Here is a 17571-nt window from a genome sequence, read left to right on the forward strand (position 1 = left end):
GGCGGTCGTACCCCCTAGGGGGTGTCGCGTGGATGCCGGAGCCGGGCCGAGACCCACCGCGCCCGGCGGCGCAGAATGCGCGAGATCCCTACCTCTGGCACGGTGCGCGCGTGGCCCTGGTCCTGCGGGCCACCCCTCTCTCGGGAGCCCGGCCCAGCGGCCGAGCGGCGGTTGCGTGCTGTGTCACTGTAGTCGTGCGTCCAGCCCATACCCCGACGTCTGCCCGTGCCCCAAGGTCGGTAACCGCCCGGGGGCCCGCCAATTGGAGTATGCGCCGGGCACATGGCCGTTCGACGGATGCCTGTGCGTCAGAAGCCTGGCCGGAAAGCGGTGCGGACGGAGCGTCAGCGATCCGGCTCGGGGTCCTTCAGCCAGTTGACGAGCTCCGTGGAGAAGGCCACCGGGTCCTCCTCGTGCGGGAAATGGCCGAGACCGTCGAAGAGCCGCCAGCGGTACGGCGCCTCCACGTACTCGCCCGAGCCGGCCGCGCTGCGGGTCCGCATCACCGGGTCCAGGGAGCCGTGGAGGTGCAGCGTCGGCACCCGCACGGGCCGCTTCATGCGCCGGTTGAACTGGATGCCGTCCGGGCGGGCCAGGGACCGCACCATCCAGCGGTACGGCTCGATCGAGCAGTGCGCCGTCGACGGGACCAGCATCGCCCGCCGGTACACCTCGACGGCGTCCTCGTCGGCGGGGCGCGGCCCCGACCATTCGTGGATCAGCTCCCCGACGAGCGCCGCGTCGTCCGCGACGAGCCGGCGCTCCGGCAGCCACGGCCGCTGGAAGCCCCAGATGTGCGAGCCGGCCCGCGACTGCGCGAAGTCCGAGAGCATCGCCGAGCGCCAGCGGCGCGGGTGCGGCATCGAGGAGACGGCCAGGCGGCGCACCAGCTTGGGCCGCATCACGGCCGCCGTCCAGGCGAGGTAGCCGCCCAGGTCGTGCCCGACGAGCGCCGCGTCCGGTTCCCCGAGGGAGCGGATGACGCCGGTGATGTCGAGGGCCAGGTTGGCGGGGTCGTAACCGCGGGGTGTGCGGTCGCTGCCGCCGACCCCGCGCAGGTCCATCGCGACGGCCCGGAACCCCGCCTCGGCGAGGGCCGGCAGCTGGTGGCGCCAGGTCCACCAGAACTGCGGGAAGCCGTGCAGGAGCAGCACCAGCGGGCCGTCGCCCATCTCGGCGATGTGGAAGCGGGCGCCGTTGGCGGCCACGTCGCGATGGGTCCACGGCCCGTCGAGCCGGACGGGCCCGCCGTTGCCGCTGCTGCTCTCGGGGAGGGTCATACGGACGAGCGTGCCACAGCGGAGGCCTTGTCCAGTGCCGGGCGCTGCTCCGGACGGGGGTGCGGCTTCACGTTCTGCATGATCGCCGCGGTCTGCTTGGCGGAGGCGATGGACTTCTCCGGCGGCTTCACCTTGCGGAACTTGGCGTACGCCACGAAGCCGAGGAGGCACGCGAGCAACACGTTCGCCGTGAAGGAGAGGAGGAAGCACCAGACGAGGTTCCAGCCCCCGTTGCCGTTGTGCCCGCCGGTCCAGGTGTTGATGGCGTACGCGAGCGCGAAGCTCAGCATCGGCAGCGAGAACAGCAGCACGACGCCGGCTGCGATGCCCGCGGCACTGCCGATCGCGCCGCGCTTGACGTCCTGCTTGACCTCGGCCTTGGCCAGGGCGATCTCGTCGTGCACCAGCGCGGACATCTCGGCGGTCGCCGAGGCGACCAGCTGGCCGAGGCTGCGCTCGGTGCCGTCGAACGGGTCGCTCATCGCTGCTCCCTCTTCTCTTCTGCGGTCCGAGGCTCTCCACACGGGTGCGAGTCCTCTTCTGCGGTCCGACTTCTACGGTCCGACTCAGATCATGCCGGACGGTCGGCGTCGTCGCGCGATGCCCCCGCCGCTCGGGCGCGCTCGCGGTGCTCGGCGGCCTTCCTCTCGTAGATCTCCGCCATGCGCAGGTGGTACGCGGGGTTGTCCTGCTCGTAGATGTCGGGGATGCCGTCCTGGTCGTCGTCGCGCTCCTCGTCGGCGATGAGCGACTGGTAGGTGCGGACCCGGAGCTTCAGGAGGACGGAGGCGAAGACGGCCGCGATGAGGGAGCCGATGAGGACGGCGGCCTTCACCTCGTCGGTGAGGGCGGCGTCGCCGGCGAAGGCGAGTTCGCCGATGAGCAGCGAGACGGTGAAGCCGATGCCGGCGAGGGAGGCGACGGCGAAGACGTCCGGCCAGTTCAGGTCGGGGTTGAGCTCGGCCCGGGTGAAGCGGGCGGCGAGCCAGGTGCCGCCGAAGATGCCGATGGCCTTGCCGACGACGAGGCCGAGGACGACGCCGAGGGTGACCGGCTGGGTGAAGACGTCCCCGATCGCCCCGCCGGAGACGCTGACGCCGGCGGAGAAGAGCGCGAACAGCGGGACGGCGAGGCCGGCGGAGAGCGGTCGTACGAGGTGCTCGATGTGCTCGCCGGGGGAGTGCTCCTCGCCCTCGCGGGTGGTGCAGCGCAGCATCAGGCCCATCGCGACGCCGGCGATGGTGGCGTGGACGCCGCTGTTGTACATGAGGGCCCAGATGACGAGGGCCAGCGGGACGTACACGTACCAGCCGCGGACGTCCTTGCGGAGGAGCAGCCAGAAGACGACGAGTCCGGCGATCGCGCCGCCGAGGGCGGCGAAGTCCAGGTCGCTGGTGAAGAAGATCGCGATGATCAGGATCGCGAAGAGGTCGTCGACGACGGCGAGGGTCAGCAGGAACGCGCGCAGCGCGGACGGCAGCGAGGTGCCGATGACGGCGAGGACGGCGAGCGCGAAGGCGATGTCGGTCGCGGTGGGTACGGCCCAGCCGTCCATCGAGCCGTTGCCGAGGGTGTTGACCAGGGCGTAGACGAGGGCGGGCGCGGCCATGCCGCAGATCGCGGCGATGACGGGGAGCGCGGCGGCCTTGGGGTCGCGCAGCTCGCCCGCGACGAGCTCGCGCTTGAGTTCGATGCCGGCGACGAAGAAGAAGACGGCGAGGAGGCCGTCGGCCGCCCAGTGCTGGATCGACAGGTCGAGGCCGAGGGCGGCGGGGCCTATGTGGAAGTTCTGTACGGCCTTGTAGCTGTCCGCCGCGGGGGTGTTGGCCCAGATGAGGGCGGCGACGGCGGCGAGGAGGAGGAGCACACCGCCGACGGTCTCGGTGCGCAGGGCGTCGGCGAGGTACCGCCGCTCGGGCAGGGAGAGCAGGCCGAGGAACTTGCGGTCGGTGGGCGCAGACACGTGGGAATCCTCCGTCGGGCAGGCAGGGCGAAGCACATGCCGACCAGACTTCCCGGCTCACCTAGGTCTTTCTGACGCGTTCCTGACGCGTTCCTTACTTTACCTAACGAGCGAGGGGTGTTGTCCGGCGGGATTCACTTTATGGATATTGAGGCGTTTCGTCCCTTCGGGCCCGGCATGCGGAACGCCCGCCCCGAAGGCTCGGGACGGGCGTTTCGTGTCGTACGCGGCGACGGCCGCCGGCCGGTCAGTCCTCGCTGGAGGAGGCCGGCAGCTGGGTCTGGATGAGCGACATGACCGAGGAGTCGGTGAGCGTCGTGACGTCGCCCAGCTCCCGGTTCTCCGCGACGTCGCGCAGCAGGCGGCGCATGATCTTGCCCGAGCGGGTCTTCGGCAGCTCCGCGACCGGGCGGACCCGCTTCGGCTTGGCGATCGGGCCGAGGGTCGCACCGACGTGGTTGCGCAGGTCGGCGACGAGGTTTTCGTCCTGGTTGGCCGAGCCGCGCAGGATGACGAAGGCGACGATGGCCTGGCCGGTGGTCTCGTCGGCGGCGCCGACGACGGCCGCCTCGGCCACGGCCGGGTGCGAGACGAGCGCCGACTCGACCTCGGTGGTCGAGATGTTGTGGCCCGAGACGAGCATGACGTCGTCGACCCGGCCGAGCAGCCAGATGTCGCCGTCCTCGTCCTTCTTGGCACCGTCACCGGCGAAGTACTTGCCCTCGAAGCGGGACCAGTACGTGTCGATGTAGCGCTGGTCGTCGCCCCAGATCGTGCGGAGCATCGACGGCCACGGCTCGGTGAGGACCAGGTAGCCGCCACCGCCGTTCGGCACCTCGTTCGCCTCGTCGTCGACGACGGTCGCGGCGATGCCGGGCAGCGGGCGCTGGGCGGAGCCCGGCTTGGTCTCGGTGACGCCCGGCAGCGGCGAGATCATCATCGCGCCGGTCTCGGTCTGCCACCAGGTGTCCACGATCGGGGTCTTGTTCGCGCCGATGTGCTCGCGGTACCAGACCCAGGCCTCGGGGTTGATCGGCTCGCCGACCGAGCCGAGCACGCGGAGGCTGGACAGGTCGAACTTCGCGGGGATGTCGTCGCCCCACTTCATGAACGTGCGGATCGCGGTGGGCGCCGTGTAGAGGATCGTGACGCCGTACTTCTGCACGATCTCCCAGAACCGGCCCTGGTGCGGGGTGTCCGGGGTGCCCTCGTACATGACCTGCGTCGCGCCGTTGGCCAGCGGGCCGTAGACGATGTACGAGTGCCCGGTGACCCAGCCGATGTCGGCGGTGCACCAGTAGACGTCGGTCTCCGGCTTCAGGTCGAAGACCGCGTGGTGCGTGTACGCGGCCTGGGTGAGGTAGCCGCCGGAGGTGTGCAGGATGCCCTTCGGCTTACCCGTGGTGCCGGAGGTGTAGAGGATGAAGAGCGGGTGCTCCGCGTCGAAGGCCTCCGGGGTGTGCTCCGCGGACTGGCGGGCGACGATGTCGTCCCACCACACGTCGCGGCCCTCGGTGAACGCGGTGTCCTGGCCCGTACGGCGGACCACGAGGACGTGCTCGACCTGCGGGCACTTGGCGACGGCCTCGTCGATGGCCGGCTTGAGGGCGCTCGGCTTGCCGCGGCGGTAGCCGCCGTCGGCGGTGACGACCAGCTTGGCGTCGGCGTCCTGGATGCGGGAGGCCACGGCGTCGGCCGAGAAGCCGCCGAAGACCACCGAGTGGGCGGCGCCGACGCGGGCGCAGGCCAGCATCGTGATGGCGGCCTCGGGGATCATCGGCAGGTAGACGGCGACCCGGTCGCCCTTGCGGACGCCCAGCTCGGTCAGGGCGTTGGCCGCCTTGGAGACCTCGTCCTTGAGCTCGGCGTAGGTGATGGCGCGGCTGTCGCCCGGCTCGCCCTCGAAGTGGATGGCGACCCGGTCGCCGTGGCCGGCCTCGACGTGACGGTCGACGCAGTTGTACGCCACGTTCAGCTCGCCGTCCGCGAACCACTTGGCGAACGGCGGGTTCGACCAGTCGAGCGTCTCGGTCGGCTCGGTGGCCCAGGTCAGGCGCTTGGCCTGCTCGGCCCAGAAGCCCAGCCTGTCCGCCTTGGCCTGCTCGTACGCCTCCGCCGTCACATTGGCGTCCGCGGCCAGCTCGGCGGGCGGCGCGAACCGCCGCTCTTCCTTGAGCAGGTTGGCCAAGGATTCGTTGCTCACGACATCTCCCTTTCCCAGGGCGTCCTCTGTGCGTATGTGTCCCGCGTCATACCTCATCAGTCAGATGCCCGGGTGACAAGAGTCTCCAGGGAATTGGTTTAGACCTGTGAGTGACTTGACGTGGTGTGGCCCCTTGCTCCCGAGCGGTGGGAGAAGGGGCCACACAGTCTCACGGACGAGAACTCCGGATGGTTCAGGACGCGCGCGCCGCCTCCCTGACGTCGGCCTCTCTGGGGTCCGTCGGCATGACCTGGGTGAAGACGTCGTCGTAGCTGTGCACCTCGTCCGTGCCGGAGAGCAGGTACGCCTGCGCCTCGCCCACGTGGAAGTACATGCCGTGCAGCGTGAGGCTGCCCTCGGCCAGCCGGCGCGCCACCGACTCGTACGCCCTGAGGTGCTCCAGCTGCTGCACCACGTTGGTCAGGCAGAGCTGCTCGACCGCGTCGGCCGGCAGCCGTCCGGAGATCCGGGCCCAGGCGTGCCGGCGGCTCGTCATCCGCTCCAGGCTCGGCCGGCCGTGCCGCAGCCAGCGCCGCAGCGGGGTCTGCGGCACCGCCGGGCCGTCCGGGGCGCTGCCCAGCAGGGCCTGCATCGCGCCGCAGCCGGAGTGGCCGCAGACGGTGATCGACTCGACCTGGAGCACGTCCACCGCGTACTCGATCGCCGCCGCCACCGAGTCGTCCCCGCTCTCCTCGCCGGGGAGCGGGACGAGGTTGCCGACGTTGCGCACGGTGAAGAGGTCACCCGGGCCGCTGGAGGTGATCATGCTTGTGACCAGGCGGGAGTCCGCGCAGGTCAGGAAGAGCTGCGACGGGCGCTGGCCCTCGCGGGCGAGCCGGGCGAGCTCGTCCCGTACGAGCGGGGCGGTGTTCCGCTGGAACTTGCCGATGCCGCTGGCCAGATGCAGCCCCGACGTCCGCCGGGGCTCGGCGGGCTCGGCGGGTGCGTCCGGCCCCTCGGACCCGTCCCGGGAGGCGGCGGGTCCCCCGGCCGGCAGCTCCCCGCACTGGTGGTTGTGCCACGGGGTCCAGGGGCGGCAACAGGTGGCCGCGGTCGCGTCGGAGGCCGCGGCGGCGGAGGGTTCGGCGATCCGGGCGCCGGACGGACCGGTCGTCTCGACCGTCCCGCCGTGGGCGATGTGCCCGGTCGTCCACTCGCTCAGCGTCTCGTAGGCGGCGTGGTCCATGAAGGACCCGTCCAGCTCGACCACCACGTGGGATCCCTGGGGCAGTTGGTGCAGGGCTCGGCTCAGCCGGGGGACGGCGAGGAAGGTCAGCTGGCCCCGTACGCGCAGCAGCTGGTTCCCGTCGCGCTCCTCGCGGCTGATCCGTGTGCGGGCCAGCCGGTGCAGCGCGACGGCGATGGCCACGGCGATGCCGAGAGCGACGCCTTCGAGGATGCCGACGAGGACGACACCGGCCGTCGTCACCGCGTACACGACGACCTCGCGGTGCCGGGTGACCGTACGGATGTGGGTGATGCTGACCATCTGGATGCCGACCACCATGACGAGCGCGGCGAGCGCGGCCAGCGGGATCAGGTCGAGCGCGGGGACGAGCAGCAGGGCCGCCAGCACGATCCACAGGCCGTGGAGCATCGTGGACGCCCGGCTCACCGCTCCCGCCGAGACGTTGGCGACGGAGCGGACCGCGACTCCCGCGACCGGCAGTCCGCCGAGCGCCCCGGAGACCATGTTGGCCGCGCCCTGTCCGGCGAGCTCGCGGTCGAGGTGGGAGCGCGGGACGCTCCGGCTGCGGTCCCCGCGGGCGGCGACCAGCTTGTCGACGGCGACGGCGGAGAGCAGCGACTGCACGCTCGTCACCAGCGTGATCGTGAGCACCCCGGCGGCGATGCCGAGGACCGGCCCCTCGGGCAGACCGGGCAGCGCGTGACTGCTCCAGGAGGGCAGGTCGACGCGGGGCACGGAGAGCCCGGCGACGACGGCCGCCGCCGTCGCACCGGCCACCGCGACGAGCGCGGCGGGAACTCTCCGTACGAGCCGGCCGGCCCGGCCCGGAAGCTTCGGCCAGGACAGCAGGACGGTCACGGTGAGGGCGCTGATGGCGAGCGCGGACGGGTGGATGTCCCCCAACTGGGCGGGCAGGCCGAGGACGTTGTCCACGGCGGAGCTCTGCGGGGTGCCGCCGAGCACGATGTGGAGCTGGGCGAGGGCGATGGTGACGCCGATGCCGGCCACCATGCCGTGCACGATCGCGGGCGAGACGGCGAGCGCGGAGCGGGCCACGCGCAGGGCGGACAGGCCGAGTTGGGCGAGTCCGGCGAGGACGGTGATGGCGCAGGTGGTGCGCCAGCCGTACCGCTGGATGAGCTCGGCGGTCACCACGGTGAGGCCGGCGGCGGGCCCGCTCACCTGGAGCGGGGAGCCGCCGAACCGGCCGGCGACGATGCCGCCGACGGCGGCGGCGACCAGGCCGGACTGGAGCGGCGCTCCGGTGGCGAGCGCGATGCCGAGCGAGAGCGGCAGGGCGATCAGGAAGACGGCGACCGAGGCGGACAGGTCCGCGCCCGCGATGCGGAAGCGGCGCGGACCGCCCGGGGGGCTGTGGGGCCGCTGGACTCGGGGCCGGGTGGTCTTGTGGTGGGTGGACTTGCGGGCAGGGGTGCAGAGGGTCATGTTCCCGTCTCCTCCGGGGCGGCGCGGTCGCGGCTCGTGCGGGACGAACGTGGGGGTCGCGGCCGTGGGTCACGGCGTGCAGCGGCGGGATTCCGGCTGGATCCTCGGGATGGGGAGGATCAACGCTCGGTAAACGGATCGTAATGGAGAGTAAAGTCTCCGGCATTATTTTCGGGGCAAACAGGGCAATGATTCACCGGTTCCGGTGATAGGCGAACGGAATGCCGCTTGTCGTTTCATCTCTCCGGCAGGTGTGGTGCGACGTTGACGCCGCTCGTACGGGATGCCGCTCGTACGGAAATGTGCTCTGAGGAGAGGTGGGCGGATGCCCGACGCCGGGAGAAGGACCGCAGTCGACAAGGCAGCGCGCGAGGCAGTCCACGAGGCAGTCCACGAAGGTGTCCACGAGGGTGCTCGCAAGGCCGTCCGCAAGAGGGCGCTAGCCGCCGGTGCCCTCGCGGTCGCCCTGATCACCGGCCTCGCCGGCTGCTCGGGCTCCGACGAAGCCGCCACGAAGGGCACGCCGGGTGGCGCGGGCGCCAAGAAGGGCCCGGCCGCGGCTCCGCCGAACGCGGTACGCCTGATCGGCGACGGTTCCACGGCCTTCACCGGAGCCCAGCCCCACCAGCCGGTCTGGGAGCGGCTCAAGCCGGGGGAGACCCCGCCGCAGTTCGTGGTCTTCTCGTGGGACGGCGCGGGCGAGGACAGTCAGAAGCTGTTCTCCCACTTCCGCTCGGTCGGCAAGAAGTACAACGCGACCATGACGTACTTCCTGAGCGGCGTGTACCTGCTGCCCGAGGAGAAGCGGAAGCTCTACAACCCGCCGCAGCACAACGCGGGGCGCTCCGACATCGGCTTCAACGACGTCGAGGGGATCCGTGCCACCGTCCGCGAGCTGCGTGCGGCGTGGCAGGAGGGCAACGAGATCGGCACCCACTTCAACGGCCACTTCTGCGGGAAGGAGTCGGGCGTCGGCAACTGGTCGCCGGAGGAGTGGAAGAGCGAGATCAACCAGGCCAAGTCCTTCGTCAAGAACTGGAAGACGAACGCCGGGCTGAGCGCGGAGCAGCCGCTCCCCTTCGACTACGACAAGGAGCTCGTCGGCGCCCGCACGCCGTGCCTGGAGGGGCGGAAGAACTTCGTCCAGGCCGCGTCGCAGATGGGCTTCCGCTACGACACGAGCGGTGTCAACGACCAGATCTGGCCCAAGAAGGACCTGGGCCTCTGGGACCTGTCGATGCATCTGGTGCCGGTCCCCGGCCGCGCCTTCCAGACGCTCGCCATGGACTACAACTTCCTGGTCAACCAGTCCCCCGGTACGACCCAGGGTGATCCCTCGCAGCACGCGTACTGGGGCGACCAGATGCGGGACGGCCTGGTGCAGGCCTTCGAGCGCTCCTACCGGGGCAACCGCGCGCCGCTGGTCATCGGCAACCACTTCGAGTCCTGGAACGGCGGCACGTACATGCGCGCCATCGAGGAGACCATCGCGACGGTCTGCGTGCAGAAGGACGTCAAGTGCGTGTCCTTCCGCCAGCTCGCCGACTGGCTCGACGCCCAGGACCCCGACGTCATCGCCAAGATGCGCACCCTGAAGGTGGGCGAGGCCCCGCAGGGAGGCTGGCAGACCTTCCTGGCCGCCCAGCCCCCCGCCCCGGCGGGCGCCCCGGCAACCGGCGTCAAGCAGGCTGAACGACGCTGAGCCCTTCGCACGACCGGGGTTCGCCGAGCACGAACCCGGGGTCGACCTGCGCGGCCAGGTCGGCCCCGGTCCCTCTGTCCTTGCACCGCTCGCGCCGGTCGGCGCCGGGGGCGCCTCGCGGGCTTCGGGGCGCTGCGCCGGACTCCGTCCGGCGGCCGTCCGGCCCGGGGTGCGTCAGCCGAGCTGCGCGACGGCCAGGGGTTCGCCGAGCACGAACCCGGGGTCGACCTGCGCGGCCAGGTCGGACCCGGTCTTGGCGTTGCCCCAGCTCTCCGCGTTGCGGAGGTGGAAGTGGACCATCTGGCGCGTGTAGCGGTCCCAGTCGCGGTGGGCGTAAGAGTCGTCGGCCGCGTCCTGGAGGGCCTGGAGCGACATGCGGTTCTCCGCCTCCAGGAGCTCGAAGCGGGGCGGGCGGCCCTTCTCCATCGCGCGGACCCAGTCCGAGTGGCCCACCGTCACGAGCAGGTCGTCGCCGACCTCCGCGCGCAGGAAGTCCAGGTCGTCCTGGCCCTGCACCTTGTTCCCGACGACCTTCAGCGCGACGCCGAAGTCCCGCGCGTACTCCTTGTACTGGCGGTAGACCGAGACACCCTTGCGGGTCGGCTCGGCGACCAGGAAGGTCATGTCGAAGCGGGTGAAGAGGCCGGACGCGAAGGAGTCCGAGCCCGCCGTCATGTCGACGACCACGTACTCGTCGGCCCCGTCGACCAGGTGGTTGAGGCAGAGCTCCACCGCGCCGACCTTCGAGTGGTAGCAGGACACCCCGAGGTCCGACTCCGTGAAGGGGCCGGTCGCCATCAGCCGGATGTCGCCGTCGTCCAGCCCGACCGTCCGCGCGCAGGCCTCGTAGACCGGGTTGTCCTCGCGGACCCGCAGCAGCCGCGAACCCTCCCCGGGCGGCGTCGTCTTGATCATCGTGTCGGCGGAGACGATCCGCGGGTTCGAGCCCCGCAGGTACTCCTTGATGAGCGGCAGGTGCGCGCCCATCGCGGGCATCGCGGCGGCCTCGGGCTCGGGCAGTCCGAGCGCGGCGCCCAGGTGCTGGTTGATGTCGGCGTCGACGGCGACGACCGGGGACTCGGTGGCGGCGAGGTGGCGGATGAAGAGCGAGGACAGCGTGGTCTTGCCGCTGCCGCCCTTCCCTACGAAAGCGATCTTCATGTTCACCTAGCGTAGTGGCATGGATGCGCGCCGTGGTCAAGGTGCGTGAAGAAGACCACTCCATCGTGGGGCGGGCCGCCGGGGCGCGTAGCCTCCCTACTTATGAGTACGCACGCCTCTGACCCCTTGGCCGCCCTCGGCTCCCTGCCGGGCGTCGCCGACGCGGTGGACTCCGTACGCAAGGCCGTCGACCGGGTCTACGGCCACCGTGTGATGCGCCGCCGCAGCAACGAGATCTCCTCCGAGGCGGCGCTGCGCGGCGCGCGCGGCTCGGCCGCCCTGTCCGGTGCCGACTGGGCCCTGGAGGAGGTCCGGCGGCGCACCGACTTCAGTGCCGACGCCGAGGCCCGCACGGTCGGTGCCGCCCTGCGTCTGGGTGCGGAGGCCGGGCAGCTCCTCTCCATCTGGCGCCAGTCACCCATGCGGGTGCTCGCCCGCCTCCATCTGGTCGCCTCGGGCGACGCGGGCATTCCGGGAGGTTCCGCGGGTGCGGCCGGTACCGCGGCCGACGCCGTCGGTGATTCGGTCGGGCGGCCCCGGCTGGACGGCGAGACCGTCGACGAACCCCTCGTCGACGCCCCGCTCCCGACGCCCTCCGAGGTGGCCGGCCGTCTCGACGGGCTCGCGGAGCTGATCGTCGCGGGCGGCGAGGCCCCGGCGCTCGTGACGGCCGCGATCGTGCACGGCGAGCTCCTCGCCCTGCGCCCCTTCACCTCGTACAACGGCCTGGTCGCGCGGGCGGCGGAGCGGATCGTGCTGGTCGGCAGCGGCCTCGACCCCAAGGCGATCTGCCCGGCCGAGGTCGGCCACGCCGAGCAGGGGACGGCGGCGTACCTCGCCGCGTTCGAGGGGTACCTGTCGGGCACCCCGGAGGGTGTGGGCGGCTGGATCGCGCACTGCGGCCGCTCGGTCGAGCTGGGGGTCCGGGAGTCGACGGCCGTCTGCGAGGCGCTTCAGCGCGGCGCGGCCTGACGAGGGCCCGTTTCCGGCACCGGATCCGGTTGCGATCCAGAACCGGGCCGGAAACGGGTTGCGGCGGCACCAGGTCTGGTACCGCCGCTGGCACGTCTACCCAGTTACCATGCGTCCTCGATAAGTGCCCATCAGGCCGGGAACTTTGCCCTTGGCCTGGTGCGGCTGGCCCGTAATCGACGGGTCGACGTCGCGTGGGTGCTCGGTTTCTGTGCTAGGTCCGTGGGGCCTTCATGCTCAACAGGTGATCCTCTCGGATGTCCTCGGTCTCGCGGGCCTGATTCCTTTCTACTCCTGTCGGCGGGATAGCGAAAGTGCTGGCTCCGCTTCTTTGCTCATTGCTCAAATTCGGGCAAAGTCACCGGCGAGGCGATGGGTGAGCGCGGCCTGGCGGCGCCTGGAGGCGTACCAGACGAGTCCGGCCGCAGCCGCCGCGCCCACGGCAGCGGCGGCGACGAGGGCGGGACGGGGCGGCATCCGGAATTCCGGCAGCCGCTGCTTGAGCCGTACCGGCTTGTGGAAGGCGAGCACCGGCCATTCGCGGGCGACGGCCTCGCGGCGCAGCGTCCGGTCGGGGTTGACGGCGAACGGGTGGCCGACCGCCTCCAGCATGGGGATGTCGGTCGCGGAGTCGCTGTAGGCGTAGCAGCGGGACAGGTCGTACCCCTCCGACTCCGCGAGCTCCCGGACGGCCTCGGCCTTCGTCGGCCCGTAGGCGTAGTACTCCACCTCGCCGGTGAAGCAGCCGTCCTCGCCGACCACCATCCGGGTGGCGACGACACGGTCGGCTCCGAGCATCTCGCCGATGGGCTCGACGACCTCGGCGCCGGACGTGGAGACGATCACGACGTCGCGGCCGGCGGCGTGGTGCTCCTCGATGAGCGAGGCGGCCTCGTCGTAGATGATCGGGTCGATCAGGTCGTGCAGGGTCTCGGCGACGAGTTCCTTGACCTGGGCGACGTTCCAGCCTTTGCAGAGCGCGGAAAGATATTCGCGCATCCGCTCCATCTGGTCGTGATCGGCTCCGCCCACCAGGAACACGAACTGGATGTAGGCAGTCCGCAGGGCGGCGCGGCGGCTGATCAGCCCGCCCCGGTAGAAGGACTTGCTGAAGGTCAGCGTCGAGGACTTCGCAATGACCGTCTTGTCCAGGTCAAAGAAGGCGGCTGTGCGCGGCAAGGAGTGGTTTTCCACAAGCCTGAGCATAGGTGCCCGCCATTCGGCGTACGCTGGGGCGCGTGGGTTTGCCTGAGAAGGCTCTCGGGTACACCATGGAAGTCACGGATCGTTCGCGACCGTGCTAACCCGGTCCGGCTCCTCCCCCCCCCGAGTCGGCCGGAAAGACGACCCCCGCTCTCCCCCCCGGCGGGGGTCGTCGCATGTCCGGAGCCGTTTTGGCCCTCCGTGTCATCGCGGACTCCTCTCTCCTCGATCCTCGGCCGTGTTCCGGCCGCTCTGCTGTCGAGCACTCGATTCGTCACTCACAGTAACCGGTGGACTGCGCTCCGGGGAGTCCCCGTAGGAGTGGCGTAGATATTCACAGACCCTCGGTTATCCACAGTTTTTCGGTGAGATCCCCAAGATTTCCGGTACGGCCCCACGGTGATTCCTGACGCGAAGTTCGCGGACGACAGGAATCACGAGAGGGGTGTGCGCCGTGGAGGGAACAAGGACTTCCGGGGCCGGGAGCGCGGCGAGGGCGGCGGGGAGGGCTGCCGTGGGTGCCGCGGCCCCCAGAGGAGTGGCGGGAGAGCCGCGCCGTGCCGGGCCGCTGATCGTCACCGAGGACCTCGCGCTCCTCGACGACCTCCTCCGGCTGTGCGCGGCGGCCGGGGTGGAGCCCGAGGTGCACCACCGCGTGCCGGAGCGGCGGGCGAGTTGGACCGACCCGCCGCTCGTCCTGGTCGGCGACGACGTTGCCGCCCGCTGCCGGGCGGCGGTGCGCCGCCCGGGGGTCGTCCTCGTCGGCCGTGAGCAGGACGATCCGACGGTCTGGCGGCTGGCCGTCGAGGTCGGCGCGGAGTGCGTGCTGCGGCTGCCGGAGGCGGAGAGCGTCCTCGTCGACCGCATCGCCGACGCGGCCGAGGGCGTGGGGCGGCAGGCCCTGACCGTAGGGGTCGTCGGTGGCCGGGGCGGCGCGGGCGCCTCCACCCTGGCCTGCGGCCTCGCGCTGGCCGCCGCGCGCACCGGCCGGCGGACCCTGCTCGTGGACGGTGACCCGCTGGGCGGGGGCCTCGACGTGTTGCTCGGCGGCGAGCGCGAGGACGGCAGACGCTGGCCCGACTTCGCCGCCTCGAAGGGACGGCTGGCCGGCGGCGCCCTGGAGGAGTCCCTGCCCGCCGTGCGCGGCGTGCGGGTGCTCAGCTGGGGCAGGGAGCCCGCCGCGCCGGTCCCGCCCGAGGCAGTGCGGTCCGTGCTCGCCGCCGCGCGCCGGCGCGGCGGGGTCGTCGTGGTCGACCTGCCGCGCGGGACCGACGAGGCGGCCACCGAAGCCCTGGCCCAGCTCGACCTCGGCCTGCTCGTCGTCCCGGGCGAACTGCGGGCCGTCGCGGCGGCCCACCGGGTGGCCTCGGTCCTGGGTCTGGCCGTGCGCGACCTCCGGGCCGTGGTCCGCGGACCGTACGCGGCGGGGCTCGACGAGCGCTGGGTCGCCGACGCGCTGCGGCTGCCGCTCGCCGGCGAACTGCCCTACGACCCGGGGATCGTGGCCGACCAGGACGCGGGCGTACCGCCGGGCGCGGAGCCCCGAGGGGCGCTCGGCCGGTTCTGTGCCACCTTCTGGGAGCGCGCCCTCGCCCCGGGCGGTGCGGCGTGACCGGGACCGTCGTCGCGGGCGGCGGCGGGCTCGGGGCCGGCGGTACGGGACTGCTCGACGCCGTGCGGCAGCGGCTGGCGGCGAGCGGGGCCGAACCCACACCCGCGCGGGTGGCGGCGGCGCTGCGGGCCCAAGGCCGGCTGCTCGGCGACGCGGAGGTGCTCGGCGCGGCCGAGGAGCTCAGGTCCGAGCTGATCGGGACCGGTCCGCTGGAGCCGTTGCTCGCCGATCCGGCGGTCACCGACGTCCTGGTCTCGGCGCCCGACCGGGTCTGGGTGGACCGGGGCACCGGCCTCGAACGGGCCCCGGTGGCCTTCCCCGACGCCACCGCCGTCCGCAGGCTCGCGCAGCGGCTCGCCGCGGTGGCGGGGCGCAGGCTCGACGACGCCAGGCCCTGGGTGGACGCCCGGCTGCCCGACGGGACCCGCATGCACGCGGTGCTGCCCCCGGTGGCGGTCGGCTCCACCTGCCTGTCGCTGCGGGTCGTGCGCCCCCGCGCCTTCTCCCTGGAGGAGCTCGCCGAGGCGGGCACCGTGCCGCCGGGCGGAGCCCGCGTCCTGCGGGCGCTGATCGACGCCCGCGTGTCGTACCTGGTCAGCGGTGGCACGGGGACGGGAAAGACCACATTGCTCGCCTCCTTGCTGGGTCTCGTGGGCCATCGGGAGCGGATCGTGCTCGCCGAGGACTCGGCGGAGCTGCGGCCGGACCACCCGCACGTGGTGCGTCTGGAGGCCCGGCCCGCGAACCAGGAGGGCGCCGGTCTCGTGACCCTGCGGGACCTGGTCCGCCAGGCCCTGCGGATGCGGCCCGACCGGCTGGTGGTCGGCGAGGTCAGAGGTGGCGAGGCGGTGGACCTGCTCGCCGCCCTGAACACAGGCCACGAAGGCGGCTGCGGGACGGTCCACGCCAACACCGCGGCGGACGTACCGGCCCGTCTCGAGGCGCTGGGGACCGCGGCCGGGCTCGACAGGGCCGCCCTGCACAGCCAGTTGGGCGCCGGTCTCTCCGTGGTGCTCCATCTCGTGCGGGACCGGGACGGGCGGCGGCGGATCGCCGAGATCCACGTCCTGGAGCGGGATCGGGACGGGCTCGTACGGACGGTTCCCGCGCTGCGGTGGGGTGCGGCCGGGTTCGAGCGGGAGCGGGGCTGGGAGCGGCTGCGGTCGCTGATCGGAGGCGGGACGTGGTGATCGTGGAGCTGGTGTCGGTGCGGGCCGTGGCGGAGGGCGCGGCGGTGTTCTGCGCGGGGCTCGCCCTGTGGGGGCTGGTCGAGTGGCGGCGCGGGACGGCCCGGGCCCGGTTGGTGCTTGCGGGTGTCGTGCCGGACCCGTCCGGGGGGTGGGAGGAGCTCCGTGCGTGGTGGGCGGCGGCCGTGCGGCGGTGGGCCCTGGTGCGGGGGCGGCGCGCCTGGCTGTGCCTGCCGGTGGCGGGGGTGGTCGCCCTGCTGGGCGCGTCGCCGCTGCCGCTGCTCGTCGGGGCGCTCGCGGTGCCGCTGGTGGCGCGGCGGCTGTGGGCGGCCGAGCGGCGGAAGGAGCGCGAGGCGCGTGCCGGGCGGGTGGTGGCCCTCTGCGGGGCCGTCTCCGGGGAGCTGAGGGCCGGCTGGCAGCCCGCGCAGGCGCTGTCCTTCGCGGCCCGGCAGACCGGCGCGCTGGGGGACGAGGAGGCTTCGGTGCTCGCGGCGGCCCGGTTCGGCGGGGACGTGCCGGAAGCGCTGCGGCGGGCGGCGCGCCAGGGCGGTGCCGACGGGCTCGCCGGCCTGGCGGCCTGCTGGCAGGTGGCCGTGGACGGCGGCGCGGGCCTGGCGGCGGGGCTCGACCGGCTGGAGGCGGCCCTGCGGGACCACCACGAGGAGCGGGAGCGGCTGCGGGCCGAACTGGCCGGGGCCTGGGCGACGGTGACGGTCCTCGCGGTGCTGCCGGCGGCCGGGCTCGCCCTCGGCTCGGCGCTGGGCGCCGATCCGCTGCGGGTGCTCCTGCACACCCCGGCGGGCCTGGGGTGCCTGGTGGTGGGGGGTGCGCTGGAGGCGGCCGGGCTGTGGTGGGCCGCGCGGATCGTCCGGGGAGGGGAGCGGGCATGACGGGCGCTGTTCAGATCGTGGGGGTTCTGGTCCTGCTGATGGTGCTGTGCGTGCAGGCCGGCCGAGAAGTGGTGCGCGAGCGGCGGGTGCGGAGGATGCGGCGACGGGCCGGGAGCCTGCTGGAGACGTCCGCGCCACGGCCCCGGAGGCCGAGAGCCCGGAAGCGGACGCCCACGCCGTCCGAGGAGGGCGAGGTGGCGGTACGTCACCTCCCGCTTGCGGCCGATCTGTTGGCTGCCTGCGCCTCTGCCGGAGCGGGGCCGGGAGAGGCGGCGGAGGCCGTGGGCCGCTCACTGGGCGGGCCGCTGGGCGAGCGGCTGGCCCGCACGGCGGCCGAACTGCGGCTCGGCGGCGAACCGGCCGAGGTGTGGCGGAGGTTCGGCGCGATACCGGGCGCCGAAGGGCTGGCCCGCTGCATGGAACGGGCCGGTTCCTCGGGGGCGCCCGCGGCGGAGGCCGTCGCCCGGCATGCGGCCGGCCTGCGGGCCGCCCGTGCCCGGACGGCGGCGGCCCGCGCCCGCCGGGCGCAGGTGCTGATCAGCGCGCCCGTGGGGCTCTGCTTCCTGCCCGCGTTCCTGGCGGTGGGGGTGGCGCCCGTGGTGATCGGGCTGGCGGCGGGACTGATGGACCGATGAAGGCAACGGCAAGGCGAGACAAGGAGATCGACATGACGGACACGGCGGCCACGGCGAATCCGGTGAGCGCGGCGAGTGTGACGGGCAACGCGCCGGTGACCGGCTCGGCGAAGGCGAGGAGCGGCCCG

At 72.7% G+C, this 17571-nt stretch carries 14 protein-coding genes; 6 read left to right on the forward strand and 8 right to left on the reverse strand.

The annotated features are described in order from the left end of the window. Positions 1–14 precede the first annotated feature (14 nt). The 6 genes from DEJ46_RS40020 to DEJ46_RS21555 form a co-directional block, all read right to left on the reverse strand. Positions 15–209 (reverse strand): hypothetical protein, encoded by a 195-nt coding sequence (locus DEJ46_RS40020; protein ID WP_150268771.1) that lies wholly within the window; start codon positions 207–209, stop codon positions 15–17. Between the two features lie 135 nt (positions 210–344). Next, the gene (locus DEJ46_RS21535; RefSeq protein WP_150268773.1) at positions 345–1280 is read right to left on the reverse strand and encodes an alpha/beta fold hydrolase; all 936 of its coding nucleotides are present in this window, start codon (positions 1278–1280) and stop codon (positions 345–347) included. After that, complete coding sequence (locus tag DEJ46_RS21540) at positions 1277–1762, reverse strand: phage holin family protein (RefSeq protein ID WP_150268775.1); 486 nt, start codon at positions 1760–1762, stop codon at positions 1277–1279. Before DEJ46_RS21540 ends, DEJ46_RS21535 begins: the two co-directional genes overlap by 4 nt. An 89-nt stretch (positions 1763–1851) precedes the next feature. After that, entirely contained in the window at positions 1852–3243 is a 1392-nt protein-coding gene (gene nhaA, locus DEJ46_RS21545; protein ID WP_150268776.1) for a Na+/H+ antiporter NhaA, read from the reverse strand. Between the two features lie 247 nt (positions 3244–3490). Then, complete coding sequence (gene acs, locus DEJ46_RS21550) at positions 3491–5446, reverse strand: acetate--CoA ligase (RefSeq protein ID WP_150268777.1); 1956 nt, start codon at positions 5444–5446, stop codon at positions 3491–3493. A 193-nt stretch (positions 5447–5639) separates the two neighbouring features. After that, the gene (locus DEJ46_RS21555) at positions 5640–8081 is read right to left on the reverse strand and encodes a bifunctional SulP family inorganic anion transporter/carbonic anhydrase (RefSeq protein ID WP_150268778.1); all 2442 of its coding nucleotides are present in this window, start codon (positions 8079–8081) and stop codon (positions 5640–5642) included. Positions 8082–8406: 325 nt separating this feature from the next. Here DEJ46_RS21555 and DEJ46_RS21560 point away from each other — a divergent pair, with 325 nt between their 5' ends. After that, a complete protein-coding gene (locus DEJ46_RS21560) occupies positions 8407–9783 on the forward strand; it encodes a hypothetical protein (RefSeq protein ID WP_223834888.1) in 1377 nt (458 codons plus the stop codon). A 174-nt stretch (positions 9784–9957) separates the two neighbouring features. Here DEJ46_RS21560 and DEJ46_RS21565 read toward each other — a convergent pair whose 3' ends face one another. Next, the gene (locus DEJ46_RS21565; protein WP_150268779.1) at positions 9958–10944 is read right to left on the reverse strand and encodes an ATP-binding protein; all 987 of its coding nucleotides are present in this window, start codon (positions 10942–10944) and stop codon (positions 9958–9960) included. Between the two features lie 102 nt (positions 10945–11046). Here DEJ46_RS21565 and DEJ46_RS21570 point away from each other — a divergent pair, with 102 nt between their 5' ends. After that, entirely contained in the window at positions 11047–11916 is an 870-nt protein-coding gene (locus tag DEJ46_RS21570) for an oxidoreductase (RefSeq protein WP_150268781.1), read from the forward strand. 342 nt (positions 11917–12258) lie between these two features. Here DEJ46_RS21570 and DEJ46_RS21575 read toward each other — a convergent pair whose 3' ends face one another. Next, positions 12259–13122: an HAD family hydrolase gene (locus DEJ46_RS21575; RefSeq protein WP_150268783.1), complete on the reverse strand. Its 864-nt coding sequence runs from the start codon at positions 13120–13122 to the stop codon at positions 12259–12261. Between the two features lie 511 nt (positions 13123–13633). Here DEJ46_RS21575 and ssd point away from each other — a divergent pair. The 4 genes from ssd to DEJ46_RS21595 are packed head-to-tail and all read left to right on the forward strand — an operon-like array spanning position 13634 to position 17443. Next, positions 13634–14731: a septum site-determining protein Ssd gene (gene ssd, locus DEJ46_RS21580; protein WP_150268785.1), complete on the forward strand. Its 1098-nt coding sequence runs from the start codon at positions 13634–13636 to the stop codon at positions 14729–14731. Further along, positions 14728–15921 carry a TadA family conjugal transfer-associated ATPase gene (locus DEJ46_RS21585; RefSeq protein WP_190622797.1) on the forward strand — a complete coding sequence of 398 codons (1194 nt, stop codon included), beginning with the start codon at positions 14728–14730 and terminating at the stop codon, positions 15919–15921. The genes ssd and DEJ46_RS21585 overlap by 4 nt, the downstream gene beginning before the upstream one ends. Next, positions 15918–16808, forward strand: a complete 891-nt coding sequence (locus DEJ46_RS21590) for a type II secretion system F family protein (protein WP_411757830.1) — start codon at positions 15918–15920, stop codon at positions 16806–16808. The genes DEJ46_RS21585 and DEJ46_RS21590 overlap by 4 nt, the downstream gene beginning before the upstream one ends. Beyond that, the gene (locus DEJ46_RS21595) at positions 16805–17443 is read left to right on the forward strand and encodes a type II secretion system F family protein (protein WP_223834898.1); all 639 of its coding nucleotides are present in this window, start codon (positions 16805–16807) and stop codon (positions 17441–17443) included. Before DEJ46_RS21590 ends, DEJ46_RS21595 begins: the two co-directional genes overlap by 4 nt. Positions 17444–17571: the final 128 nt, after the last annotated feature.

Source organism: Streptomyces venezuelae (assembly GCF_008642375.1).
Lineage (GTDB): Bacteria > Actinomycetota > Actinomycetes > Streptomycetales > Streptomycetaceae > Streptomyces > Streptomyces venezuelae_G.